The following is an 11765-nucleotide window of genomic DNA, read 5'->3' on the forward strand; positions in this document are numbered from 1 at the left end:
AGGTCGCGCGGGATCGCCGCCATGTTGATGGCGACGAAGGGGCCGGAGCGGCGGCGGCCGTAATCATGCAGCGCCCGGGCCACCAACTCCTTGCCGGTGCCGCTCTCGCCGGTGATCATGACCGTCAGGTCGGTGGCCATCAGCCGGGCCATGATCCGGTAGATTTCCTGCATCGCCGGCGACCGCCCGATCAGCGGCATCGCCTCCTCGCCGTCGTCGGCGCCCGGCGCCGCCACCGCACCCTGGCGCGGCAGGGTCAGGCCGCGCTCGACCACATTGACCAGCTCCTTCAGGTCGAAGGGCTTGGGCAGGTATTCAAAGGCGCCGCGTTCGGTCGCCTTGACCGCGGTCAGCAGGGTGTTCTGCGCGCTCATGACGATGACGCGCAGCTCCGGCCGCAGCTTCTTGATCCGCGGCAGCAGGTCGAGCCCGTTCTCGTCGGGCATCATCACATCGGTGATGACAAGGTCGCCGACCCCGTCCTGGATCCATTTGTACAGGGTCGAGGCAGTGCCGGTGCTGCGCACCTCATGGCCCAGCCGCGACAGCGCCTGGGTCAGGACGGTGCGGATGGCACGGTCGTCATCCGCGACCAGAATGGTTCCGCTGGTCATGCTGTGTGTCCGTCGTCGCGATCGTGATTCAGGACCGGATCGGGTGTCACCGGCCCGGTGTGAATCGGCAGGGAAATGCGGAACACCGTGCGGCGCGGCTCGCTCTCGAAGCCGATCAGGCCGCCATGGTCGCCGATGATCTTGGCGACCAGCGCCAGGCCGAGGCCGGAGCCTTCCGCCTTGGTGGTCACGAAGGGGTCGAACAGGTGTTCCTTGAGATCGTCCGGGATGCCGTCGCCATTGTCCTGGATCGCCACGGTCAGCGGCAGGTTGAGGCGCTGGCTGCTGCCCGGCACGGCGATCGCCACGCCGCGCTGATAGGCGGTGGTGATGACGATCTCGCCGTCGTCGGTGACCGCCTCGACCGCGTTCTTGATCAGGTTCAGGAACACCTGGACCAGTTGGTCGAACTGCCCCGACACCGGCGGCAACGACGGGTCGTAGCGCTCGACGAAGCGGACATGGCGGCCGAAGCCAGTCTGCGCCACCCGGCGCACCCGCTCCAGCACCTCATGGATGTTGACCGCCTCGCGGTCGAGCGTGCTGGGGTCGGAAAAGGCGTCCATGCGGTCGACCAGCCGGACGATACGGTCGGTCTCCTCGCAGATCAGCTGGGTCAGGGCCCGGTCCTCGTCTCCCACCGTCTGCTCCAGCAGCTGGGCGGCGCCGCGGATGCCCGAAAGCGGGTTCTTGATCTCATGCGCCAGCATCGCGGCCATGGCGGTCATCGACCGGGCGGCGTGGCGGCGGTTCAACTGGGTGTCGATCCGCCGCGCCACCGATTCCTCGAACAGGCTGACGACGGCAAGGTCCGGCGGGTCGACCAGCGGCGCCACCGTCACCGAGAAGGTGCGGCGGCCGATGCGCGGGCTTTCCAGCAGCATGCCGTAATCGGCGACGCTGCGATCCTGGTGGATCGCCTGGTCGATCAGCGTGAACAGCGGGCTGTCGCCCGGCACGATGCCGGTCAGCTCCTGCCCCAGCAAAGCGGATTCGCTGGCATCGAGCAGCTGCTGCGCCGCCAGGTTGACGAAGCGGATCACCCGGTCGCGCCCGACGGCCAGAACGGCCACCGGCAGCGACGCCAGCAGGGCGAAGGGATCCGGCTGCACCGGGATGATCGTCGGGATCGGTCTGAGGCTCGGCATGGCGGCGTATTGTCTGATCAAAGGGCAGATCACCCTATCGCCTAAAATTTGTCCAATGAAACTTTTGCCTAACCATTGAGCAAGATTGCCGTCCGACCCCCGATTCTGAGGGGGAAGAAGTTCCTGTCGCGCCTCTTTATATGAGAGGCGGCCGTCGGATCGACCCGATCGGCTAGGTTCTGTCCGGCCCCACGGATGGACGAAACAGTATCATAACGACCGCCGGACCTGCGGGACGGCGGATCAGGATGGAGCAGAATCCTATGAGTTCGATGATCGGAAAGGCCGGGCGCATCGCTGTCCTGGCGGTCGGTCTGTTGGCCGCGGCGCTGGCGCCGGCCTTGGCTGCCGACATCAAGGGGGCGAAGGACTATGCCGGCCTTAAGCGCTTCGACGGATCGTCGATCGTGTCTTACAGCACCCAGAAATTCGCCCACTACACCCTGCCGCTCGGCCCCGCCGACGACTTCGACGCCGCCACGGGCAAGGCCATCCTCACCGCCTCCAAGGAGGTCAGCGGCGCGCTGACCCGCATCAGCTACACCGCGCCGGTCGGCGTCTCCTCCGCCGACGTGTTCGAGAACTACATGAACGACCTGGCCGCCAAGGGCTTCCAGGTGCTGTACAAGGCCGACGGTGCCGCGATCGGCAAGCAGCAGGGCGCGATCTTCGGCGGCATCGAGACGCAGCTGTTCGACTACAGCCCCGACGCCGCGCATATCGTGACCGCGGAGCTGTCGAAGGATGGCGCAACGGTGGACATCGCCCTCTACGTCACCGAATACGAGGACGGCTACGCCCCTCGTGTCGAGGTTCAGAAGGGCCAGGTCATCGTCCAGCTCGACGTGATCGAATCCGGCTCGCTGCAGGACAAGATGGTCACGGTGTCGGCCAGCGACATCGAGAAGGGCCTGGCCGCGCAGGGCCACATCGCGATCTACGGCATCTATTTCGACACCGCCAAGACCGATCTGAAGCCGGAATCGAAGCCGTCGCTCGACCAGGTGGCGCAGTTCCTGAAGGATGATCCGGCGATGAAGATCCACGTCGTCGGCCACACCGACAATGTCGGTGGCATGGATGCCAACATGGCGCTGTCGCGGGCCCGTGCTGCGGCCGTGGTGAATGCGCTGGTGAAGCAGTACGGCGTCTCGGCCAGCCGGCTGAACGCGGCCGGCGTCGGCCCGCTGGCCCCGATCGCGCCGAACACCAGCGATGATGGGCGGGCCAAGAACCGCCGCGTCGAATTGATCCCGCAGTAACGCAGGACGGGTGCTTGTCTCTGCCGGGGCCGCGCCCTATCGTGCGGCCTCGCTGGCGGACCGGACCGGAGCCTTACCAGGCTTCCGGACCGATCTGCATTTGGACAGGCTGAGGCTCGATCCCGTCATGACACGCTGCGCCGCCGTCATCGTTGCCGCCGGAACCGGCGAACGCTTCGGCGGCTCGCTCCCCAAGCAATACCGCCCGCTGGCCGGCAGCTCCGTGCTGCGCCGGTCGATCGAGGCATTCCGCGCCAGCGGCCGCTTCGACACCATCGTCGTGGTGATCCGCGACGAGCACCGGTCGCTCTACGATGCCGCCGCCGCCGGCCTCGGCCTGCCCGATCCAGTGATCGGCGGCGCCACCCGGCCGGACAGCGTCCTTGCGGCGCTGGAATGGCTGGAGGGCCAGGCCCCCGACCGAGTGCTGGTACATGATGCGGCGCGGCCGCTGGTCGACCAGGACACGATCGACCGGGTGCTCGACATCCTCGAAACCGCCGATGCGGCCGTCGCCGCCGTGCCGGTGGTCGACACCATCAAGCGGGAAGAGGACGGCATCGCGGCCGGAACGGTGGACCGCACCGGGCTGTGGCAGGCGCAGACGCCGCAGGGCTTCCGCTTCCCGGCCCTGCTGGCCGCCCACCGTGCCGTTGCCGGCGAAGGCCTGACCGACGATGCCGCGGTGGCGGAGCGCCAGGGCCATGCCGTCCGCATCGTCCACGGCCATGTCGACAACTTCAAGATCACCACGGAGGCGGACCTGACCCGCGCGGAACGACTGCTCGGCGGTGCCGACATCCGCACCGGCACGGGCTTCGACGTGCATCGCCTGATCCCGGGCGACGCCGTCATCCTGTGCGGCGTGCGCATCCCCCATGCCTTCAAGCTGGAAGGCCATTCCGACGCCGATGTCGGGCTGCACGCCCTGACCGACGCACTGCTGGGCGCCATCGGCGCCGGCGACATCGGCCAGCATTTCCCGCCGTCGGACGAACGCTGGCGCGGCGCGGATTCGGCCGCCTTCCTGGCCCATGCCGCCAGCCTGGTGCGGGCGCGCGGCACCATCCTGAACGTCGACGTCACCTTGATGTGCGAACGGCCGAAGATCGGCCCAAACCGCACGGCAATGGTGGCGCGCATCGCCGAGATCCTGGAGATCGACGCCGAGCGGGTCAGCGTCAAGGCGACCACCACCGAGCGGCTGGGATTCACCGGCCGTGAAGAGGGCATCGCGGCCCAGGCCGCGGCGAACGTCCGCATCGAACGCTGATGCCGTTCCGCCCGCTGCCGCCCGGCTGCCGGTTCTGGCAGCCTTCGACGTTGCTGGCGACCGTGGGCGGCATCGGGTTGATCCGTATCGCCTCCGGCACCTGGGGGTCACTGGCCGCCCTCCCCCTCGCCTGGCTGCTGTGGCTGCTGGGCGGCCCGCTCCTGGTGGCGGCGGCCGGCATCGGCATCGGCCTGGTCGGGGTCTGGGCCGCCGGCCGGGTCTGCCGCGGCGGCGAGCCGGATTCGAGCGCGATTGTGATCGACGAGGTCGCCGGCCAGCTGCTCGCGCTCGCGCCGGTCGCGGGCCTGCCCTGGGCCTACCCCCTCGCCTTCGCACTGTTCCGGCTGCTCGACATCGCCAAGCCCTGGCCGATCTCCTGGCTCGACCGCGAAATCCCGGGCGGCTGGGGCGTGATGCTGGATGATATCGCCGCCGGGGTGATCGCCGCCCTGGTCTGTGCGGCGGCCGCGGCAGGAGGGTTGCTATGATCGACGATGCCGATCTCGTCCTGGCCGAACAGGTACTGGCGGCCTGCCGCGCCCGGGGGCTGACCGTGGCCACGGCGGAAAGCTGCACCGGCGGGCTGGTCGCCGCGGCGCTAACCGCGATCGCCGGCTCCTCCGACGTGGTCGAGCGCGGCTTCGTCACCTATTCCAACGCGGCGAAGGCCGAGTTGCTGGGTGTGCCGAAGGCGCTGATCGCCGACAAGGGCGCGGTCAGCGCCGAGGTCGCGGCGGCCATGGCACAGGGCGCCCGCATCCGGGCCGGCGTCGGCCTCGCCGTCGCCGTCACCGGCATCGCCGGTCCCGGCGGCGCCACCCCGGGCAAGCCGGTCGGGCTGGTGCATTTCGGCCTTGCCGTCCAGGGCATCGTCACCCGCACCGAACAGCGGATTTTCGCCGGCGACCGCAGCGCAGTCCGGGCCCAGGCCCTGCGCCTGGCGCTGGAGCTGCTGCTGGCCGGCGCCGGGGCCGCGAAAACCGCATCCCAAACCGCTGATTGACGCGGCTTGCCGCTGGGCGGAGGGCACCGCATCATGCCCTGCGACCATCTGACGAAAGTATCGCGCCTGTGCGTGCGTCCCCGGCCCAAAGCCTCTGGCCATTCCTCGCCTTCGGCGCCTTGCTGCTATTGGCTTTCCCGGCTTCGGCGACCCCCACCTTCGAAAGCGCGAAATGCGTCTTCGCCGTGCCGCGCGGCGAACGGGCGACCTGCGGCTTCGTTGCCGTGCCAGCGCATCGCGAAGGCCCCCGCGGCCGCGACCTGCGCCTCTACGTCGCCGTGCTGCACAGCGAGGCGGAATCGCCGCTGCCGGACCCGGTGATCTTCCTGAACGGCGGCCCCGGCGATGCCGCCTTCGGCGATGATTCCGACAGCTGGTGGCAGGTCAGCCGGCCGATCCGCCAGGCGCGGGATTTCATCATCTTCGACCAGCGCGGCGTCGGCCAGTCCCGGCCCGGCCTGGACTGCCCGGAGCTGGACCGGATCGCCGACCGCAACTGGAAGCCGGGGCTGAGCCGGACCGATGTGCTGGCGATGGAACGGCCGGCGGCGCTGGCCTGTCACGACCGGCTGACCCGCTCGGGCATCGACCTGTCCGCCTTCACCACCGCCGAGGCGGCGGCCGATGTCGACGATATCGCCGCGGCCCTGAATTATGAGAGCTACAATTTGGTCGGCGTATCCTACGGCACCCGGGTGGCGCTGGGGGTGATGCGCGACTTCCCCGACCGGGTGCGCAGCGCCGTGCTCGACAGCGTCTATCCACCGGGCATTTTCGACCTCGACACCCAGCCGGCCCTGATCGCCCGCGTGTTCCGCCGGCTGTTCAGCGAATGCGCCACCACCGTGGCCTGCGAGACGCAATATCCGCTGCTGGAGCCGCGCTTCGACGGCATGCTGGCGCAGCTGCGCGCGATGCCGGAGACGGTTCGCCACGGGCGCAAGACGATCCGGGTCGATGACGGCATCGTGCTCGACGCGCTCTACGCCACCTTCTACGACCCGACCACCTTGGCCGGCCTGCCCGACCTGGCCGACAAGATCGCGCGCGGCGACCTGACGGCGCTGTTTCCCTGGATCGGGCCGGTGTTCAGCAGCGCGCCGTTCCGGTCGGAAGGGCTGGCGCTGAGCGTGTCCTGCAGCGAGAGCTATCCCTTCGCCACCCGCACCACCCTGGCGGATTCGGTGGCGAAGGCCGCGCCCTATGGCGACGATGCGGCCTATGCGCTGGAGTGGCAGGTCTGCGATTCCTGGCATGTGCCGCCGATCTCGGCGGTCGATGCCGTGGCGGTGTCGAGCACCGTGCCGACGCTGCTGCTGACCGGCAGCTTCGACCCGATCACGCCGCCGGAATATGCCTATATCGCCGCGGCGACGCTGACCAACGGCCGGGTGATCGAGTTCCGGGCCGACAGCCATTCGATCCTGACCACCGAATCCTGCGCGCCGACGCTGGCCGCCCGCTTCTTCGAGGCGCCGTCGGCGCCGCTCGACGACCTGTGCCCCAGCCGCACCCTGCCGCCGCGCTTCACCACGGCGGGGCTGGAAGATCAGCCGCCCTCGGCCGCGGCTGCGACCACCGAGGCGCGATCGCCGTAAAGCCCCCGGGCGCGTGTCTCGAAGGCGCCGACCATGCGTCGGAACGCCTCGTGGAACAGCGCGCCGATCAGGGTCTGCAGCATGCGCGAGCGGAACTCGAACTCGACATGGAAGTCGATCTGGCAGCCGCCGGGATGCGGCGTGAAGCGCCAGCGGTTGACCAGGCGCTTCAGCGGCCCGTCGACATAGGTGACGTCGATCTGCCGCCCCGGGGTCAGCGTGACCCGGCTGGTGTAGCGCTCGCGGATCATCTTGAAGCCGATCACCAGGTCGGCCAGCAGCACATTGTTGCCCTCGCGCTTGCGGATGCGCGCGGCGAGGCACCAGGGCAGGAAGCTCGGGTAACTCTCGATATCCGCCACCAGCTCATAGAGCTGTTCGGGGGTGTAGGGCAGGACGCGCTGTTCAGTGTGTGTCGCCATGATCAATCTGCCGGACTGTGTCCAACCTCTAGATTAGACCTTGGACACAGCCCCGCCAGTGCGACGTTCCGGCGCTGTGCGGTGCGAACGCCCCAGTCCGCGCCGTGTTCAGGCGCCCCGGGCCAGGGCCACCAGGTCGATCGACCCGCCGGCGGCACCGAGCCGGGCCAGGCGGGCGGCCTTCAGCCGCTCGAAATCCGCGCCGGCGTGATAGGAGGACCGGGTCAGCGGCGAGGCCGAGATCATCAGGAAGCCCTTGCCGCGGCCGATCTTCTCGTGGGTCTGGAATTCCTCCGGCGTCACGAACCGGTCGAGCTTCGCGTGCTTCGGCGTCGGCTGCAGGTACTGGCCGATGGTCATGAAGTCGACATCGGCGGCGCGCAGATCGTCCATCACCTGGCCAACCTCTTCGTTCGTCTCGCCCAGGCCCACCATGATGCCCGACTTGGTGAAGATCGTCGGGTCCAGCTCCTTCACCCGCGACAGCAGCTGCAGCGAGGTGAAATAGCGGGCGCCGGGCCGGATCGAGGGGTAGAGCCGCGGCGCGGTTTCGAGATTGTGGTTGAACACATCCGGCCGGGCTTCGACAACGATTTCAACGGCTCCCGGCTTGTTCTTGAAGTCAGGAGTGAGGATTTCGATCGTCGTTTCCCGCGAGGCGGCGCGGACGGCCCGGATGGTCTCGGCGAAGTGCCGGGCGCCGCCATCCTCGAGGTCGTCGCGGTCGACCGAGGTGATGACGATATGGTTCAGCCCCAGCCGGCCGGCGGCCTCGGCGACATGCTGCGGCTCATGCGGGTCGAGCAGGTCTGGGCGGCCGGTGGCGATGTTGCAGAAGGCGCAGGCCCGGGTGCAGATCGACCCCAGGATCATCACCGTGGCGTGGCCCTTGGACCAGCACTCGCCGATGTTCGGGCAGGCCGCTTCCTCGCACACCGTGTTCAGCTTGAGATCCCGCATCAGCTTGCGGGTCTCGTGATACTCGGCCGACACCGGGGCCTTGACCCGGATCCAGGCAGGCTTGCGCTGGATCGGATTGTCCGGACGGTTGGCCTTTTCGGGGTGGCGGAGATGCGGTTCGACAGCGGACATGGTCGTCCTTGCGGGGTTGCGGCCTGGCTCGGCGACATTCTCCCTCAAAGATTGGGGAAATGCCGCGCGATGCCAAGTTCGCTTTCGTCAATAGTGGATTGCGCGGCCGTAGGCGTCGAGGACGCTCTCATGCATCATCTCGCTCAGCGTCGGGTGCGCGAAGATGGTGTGCATCAGCTCGGCCTCCGTCAGCTCGCCGGTCTTGGCGATGACATAGCCCTGGATCAGCTCGGTGACCTCGGCGCCGACCATGTGCGCGCCCAGCAGCTCGCCGGTCTTGGCGTCGAACACGGTCTTGACCATGCCCTCGGGCTCGCCCATCGCGATGGCCTTGCCGTTGCCGATATAGGGGAAGCGGCCGACCTTGACCTCATGCCCGGCGGCCTTGGCCTTGGCCTCGGTCAGGCCGACCGACGCCACCTGCGGCATGCAGTAGGTGCAGCCCGGGATGTTGCCGACATCCATCGGGTGCGGATGCAGGCCGGCGATCTTTTCGACGCAGATCACGCCTTCATGGCTGGCCTTGTGCGCCAGCCAGGGCGCCCCGGCGACGTCGCCGATGGCGTAGACGCCCGGCTCGTCGGTCTCGAGATACGGGCCGACCACGATGTGGCCGCGATCGACCTTCACCTTGGTGTTTTCCAGGCCGATGTTCTCGACATTGCCGGTGATGCCGATGGCCAGGATCACCCGGTCGGCGGTGATGGTCTCGGTCTTGCCACCGACCTCGATGGTGGCCGTGACGCTGTCGGCGCCCTTCTCCAGCTTCTGGGTCTTGGCGCCGGTCAGGATGCGCAGCCCCTGCTTCTCGAACTGCTTCTTGGCGAAGGCCGAGATCTCCTCATCCTCCACCGGCAGCACGCGGTCGAGCATCTCGACCACGGTCACCTCGGCGCCCATGTTGCGGTAGAAGCTGGCGAATTCGATGCCGATGGCGCCGGAGCCGATGACCAGGAGCGACTTCGGCATGGTCGGCGGGACCATCGCCTCCTTGTAGCTCCAGATCAGCTTGCCGTCGGCCTCGAGCCCCGGCAGGTTCCGCGCCCGGGCGCCGGTGGCGACGATGATGTGCTTGGCGCTCAGCGTCTCGGTACCGCCGGCCTTCAGCGCCACCTCGACCTTGCCGCCGCCCAGCAGCTTCGCCGTGCCGTCGAACACCGGCACCTTGTTCTTCTTCAGCAGGTGCTTGACCCCGCCCGAAAGCTGGGCCGCGACCTTGCGCGACCGATCAACCACTTTCTTAAGATCGAAGCTGATGTCCTTGGCGGAGAAGCCATATTGGTCGAGATGCTTCAGCAGATGCGAGATCTCGGACGACCGCAGCAGCGCCTTGGTCGGGATGCAGCCCCAGTTCAGGCAGATGCCGCCGAGATGCTCGCGCTCGACCACCGCGGCCTTGAGACCCAGCTGGGCGGCGCGGATCGCGGCGACATAACCGCCGGGACCACCGCCGATCACCACGACGTCGAAGCTCGTATCAGCCACAGTAGAGTCTCCTTGCTCCCTCCTCCGCCCGGATGCCGACGGAGGAGACTGTCACAGGGCCGGCCGTTCGGGCCGGCATGCCCCGGCCCAGGCCGATCAGAGCATCATGCCGAGCGGCGCCTCGACCAGCGCCTTGAAGGCGGACACGTATTCGGCCCCGACCGCACCGTCGACGACGCGGTGGTCGACCGACAGGGTGCAGCTCATCACCGTGGCGATGGCCAGTGCGCCGTCCTTGACCACCGGCTGCTGGGTGCCGGCGCCGACCGCCAGGATGCAGGCCTGCGGCGGGTTGATGATCGCCGCGAAGTCCTTGATCCCGAACATGCCGAGATTGGAGATCGAGAAGGTGCCGCCCTGGTATTCCTCGGGCTTCAGCTTGCCGTCGCGGGCGCGTGCCGCCAGGTCCTTCATCTCGGCCGAGATGGTGCCCAGGCCCTTGCGGTCGGCGTCCTTGATGATCGGGGTGATCAGGCCGCCCGGGGTCGCCACCGCCACCGAGATGTCGACGCGCTCGTACTGGATCAGTGCGTCGTCGGTCCAGGAGGTGTTGGCCGCCGGCACCTTGCGCAGCGACAGCGCCGCCGCCTTGATGATCAGGTCGTTGACCGACAGCTTGACGTCGCCGCGGTCGTTCAGCTCCTTGCGCAGCTTGAGCAGCGCGTCGAGCTGGATGTCGACCGTCAGGTAGAAGTGCGGGACGGTCAGCTTGGACTCCAGCAGGCGCCGGGCCACGACCTTCCGCATGTTGCTGTGCTTCTGCTCGCTGTACGGGATGCCATAGGCATCGGCGAGCTGCTTGGCATTCGGCCCGGCGGCCGTCGGCTTGGCCGCGGCCGGAGCCGCCGCTGCCGGCTTCGCCGCCTCGGGGGCGGCAGAAGCGGCCGGCTTGGCGGCCGGCGCACCGCCGGACACGGCCGCATCGATATCCGCCTTGACCACCCGGCCGTTCGGGCCGGTGCCCTTCAGCGCCGACAGGTCGATGCCGGCCTGCTCCGCCATGCGGCGGGCCAGCGGGCTGGCGAAGACGCGATCGTCATGGCCATTCGCCGCCGGCTTCGCGGCCGGGGCCGCTGCTGCCGGCTGGGCGGCCGGAGCGGGCGCCTCGGCCTTGGCTTCGGCTTTCGGCTCGGCCGGGGCTTCCGTCTTGGCCTCGGCCTTCGGGGCCGAGGCCCCACCCTTCAGGGCGCCGGCATCCTCGCCGTCTTCCAGCAGGATGGCGATCACCTCGTTGACCGGCACGTTCTCGGTGCCCTCGGCCACCAGGATCTTGCCGATGGTGCCTTCGTCGACCGCCTCGACCTCCATGGTCGCCTTGTCGGTCTCGATCTCGGCGATCACGTCGCCGGACTTGACCTTGTCGCCTTCCTTCTTGTGCCAGGTGGCGAGCGTGCCCTCGGTCATGGTCGGCGACAGCGCGGGCATCAGAATATTGATCGTCATCGATCTCTCCCTGCGTCCGGCGCCCGGATCAGCGGTAGCAGGCGGCCTTCGCCGCCGCCACGATGTGCGATGCCTGCGGCAGCGCGAGATGCTCGAGATTGGCCGCATAAGGCAGCGGCACATCGACCGAGCAGACCCGGCCGACCGGAGCGTCGAGATAATCGAAGGCGTGCTCCATCATCAGCGCCGCCAGCTCGGACCCGATGCCGGCGAAGGGCCAGCTTTCCTCGGCCGAGATCAGGCGGTTGGTCTTCTTGACCGAGTTGACGATGGTCTCGACATCCAGCGGCCGGATCGTGCGCAGGTCGATGACCTCGGCGTCGATGCCCTCGGCGGCCAGAGTCTCCGCCGCCTCCAGCGCCTTCCCGACCATGATCGAGTAGGCGGCGATGGTGACGTCCTTGCCCGAGCGCACGATCTTGGCG

The 11765-nt window shown here is 68.4% G+C and carries 12 protein-coding genes; 5 read left to right on the plus strand and 7 right to left on the minus strand.

All coding sequences use genetic code 11. The annotated features are described in order from the left end of the window. On the minus strand, nt 1-614 hold a 614-nt coding region (locus tag AC3XYG_RS01515), incomplete at its 3' end, for a response regulator (protein ID WP_489138045.1). Next, nucleotides 611-1762, minus strand: a complete 1152-nt coding sequence (locus tag AC3XYG_RS01520; protein WP_489138046.1) for a two-component system sensor histidine kinase NtrB — start codon at nt 1760-1762, stop codon at nt 611-613. The genes AC3XYG_RS01515 and AC3XYG_RS01520, both read right to left, overlap by 4 nt. A gap of 263 nt (nt 1763-2025) precedes the next feature. Between AC3XYG_RS01520 and AC3XYG_RS01525 the strand changes: the two genes are divergently transcribed. The 5 genes from AC3XYG_RS01525 (at nt 2026) to AC3XYG_RS01545 (ending at nt 6898) form a co-directional block, all read left to right on the plus strand. Further along, entirely contained in the window at nt 2026-3024 is a 999-nt protein-coding gene (locus tag AC3XYG_RS01525) for an OmpA family protein (protein WP_489138047.1), read from the plus strand. 127 nt (nt 3025-3151) lie between these two features. After that, on the plus strand, nt 3152-4297 hold the full coding sequence (locus tag AC3XYG_RS01530; RefSeq protein ID WP_489138048.1) for a bifunctional 2-C-methyl-D-erythritol 4-phosphate cytidylyltransferase/2-C-methyl-D-erythritol 2,4-cyclodiphosphate synthase: 1146 nt from the start codon (nt 3152-3154) through the stop codon (nt 4295-4297). Then, nucleotides 4297-4785 carry a phosphatidylglycerophosphatase A family protein gene (locus AC3XYG_RS01535; protein WP_489138049.1) on the plus strand — a complete coding sequence of 163 codons (489 nt, stop codon included), beginning with the start codon at nt 4297-4299 and terminating at the stop codon, nt 4783-4785. Before AC3XYG_RS01530 ends, AC3XYG_RS01535 begins: the two co-directional genes overlap by 1 nt. Continuing rightward, a complete protein-coding gene (locus AC3XYG_RS01540) occupies nt 4782-5300 on the plus strand; it encodes a CinA family protein (protein WP_489138050.1) in 519 nt (172 codons plus the stop codon). The genes AC3XYG_RS01535 and AC3XYG_RS01540 overlap by 4 nt, the downstream gene beginning before the upstream one ends. Before the next feature lie 68 nt (nt 5301-5368). Beyond that, nucleotides 5369-6898: an alpha/beta fold hydrolase gene (locus tag AC3XYG_RS01545; protein WP_489138051.1), complete on the plus strand. Its 1530-nt coding sequence runs from the start codon at nt 5369-5371 to the stop codon at nt 6896-6898. Here AC3XYG_RS01545 and AC3XYG_RS01550 read toward each other — a convergent pair. From AC3XYG_RS01550 to AC3XYG_RS01570, 5 genes are all read right to left on the minus strand, one after another. Continuing rightward, the gene (locus AC3XYG_RS01550; protein ID WP_489138052.1) at nt 6850-7320 is read right to left on the minus strand and encodes a type II toxin-antitoxin system RatA family toxin; all 471 of its coding nucleotides are present in this window, start codon (nt 7318-7320) and stop codon (nt 6850-6852) included. The genes AC3XYG_RS01545 and AC3XYG_RS01550 overlap by 49 nt on opposite strands. A gap of 108 nt (nt 7321-7428) precedes the next feature. Then, nucleotides 7429-8412 (minus strand): lipoyl synthase, encoded by a 984-nt coding sequence (gene lipA, locus AC3XYG_RS01555; protein WP_489138053.1) that lies wholly within the window; start codon nt 8410-8412, stop codon nt 7429-7431. An 87-nt stretch (nt 8413-8499) separates the two neighbouring features. Continuing rightward, nucleotides 8500-9897: a dihydrolipoyl dehydrogenase gene (lpdA, locus tag AC3XYG_RS01560; protein WP_489138054.1), complete on the minus strand. Its 1398-nt coding sequence runs from the start codon at nt 9895-9897 to the stop codon at nt 8500-8502. Between the two features lie 96 nt (nt 9898-9993). Next, entirely contained in the window at nt 9994-11340 is a 1347-nt protein-coding gene (locus tag AC3XYG_RS01565; RefSeq protein ID WP_489138055.1) for a pyruvate dehydrogenase complex dihydrolipoamide acetyltransferase, read from the minus strand. Between the two features lie 28 nt (nt 11341-11368). Continuing rightward, a partial coding sequence (locus AC3XYG_RS01570; protein ID WP_489138056.1) for a transketolase C-terminal domain-containing protein occupies nt 11369-11765 on the minus strand: 397 nt, incomplete at its 5' end.

It is taken from the genome of Inquilinus sp. (assembly GCF_057815775.1).

Bases quoted from the DNA above. Each gene is read 5' to 3' on its own strand.
- AC3XYG_RS01525 (WP_489138047.1), top strand. From the start codon at position 2,026: ATGAGTTCGATGATCGGAAAGGCCGGGCGCATCGCTGTCCTGGCGGTC.
- AC3XYG_RS01550 (WP_489138052.1), bottom strand. From the start codon at position 7,320: ATGGCGACACACACTGAACAGCGCGTCCTGCCCTACACCCCCGAACAG.
- AC3XYG_RS01535 (WP_489138049.1), top strand. From the start codon at position 4,297: ATGCCGTTCCGCCCGCTGCCGCCCGGCTGCCGGTTCTGGCAGCCTTCG.
- AC3XYG_RS01540 (WP_489138050.1), top strand. From the start codon at position 4,782: ATGATCGACGATGCCGATCTCGTCCTGGCCGAACAGGTACTGGCGGCC.
- lipA (WP_489138053.1), bottom strand. From the start codon at position 8,412: ATGTCCGCTGTCGAACCGCATCTCCGCCACCCCGAAAAGGCCAACCGT.
- AC3XYG_RS01565 (WP_489138055.1), bottom strand. From the start codon at position 11,340: ATGACGATCAATATTCTGATGCCCGCGCTGTCGCCGACCATGACCGAG.
- AC3XYG_RS01530 (WP_489138048.1), top strand. From the start codon at position 3,152: ATGACACGCTGCGCCGCCGTCATCGTTGCCGCCGGAACCGGCGAACGC.
- AC3XYG_RS01520 (WP_489138046.1), bottom strand. From the start codon at position 1,762: ATGCCGAGCCTCAGACCGATCCCGACGATCATCCCGGTGCAGCCGGAT.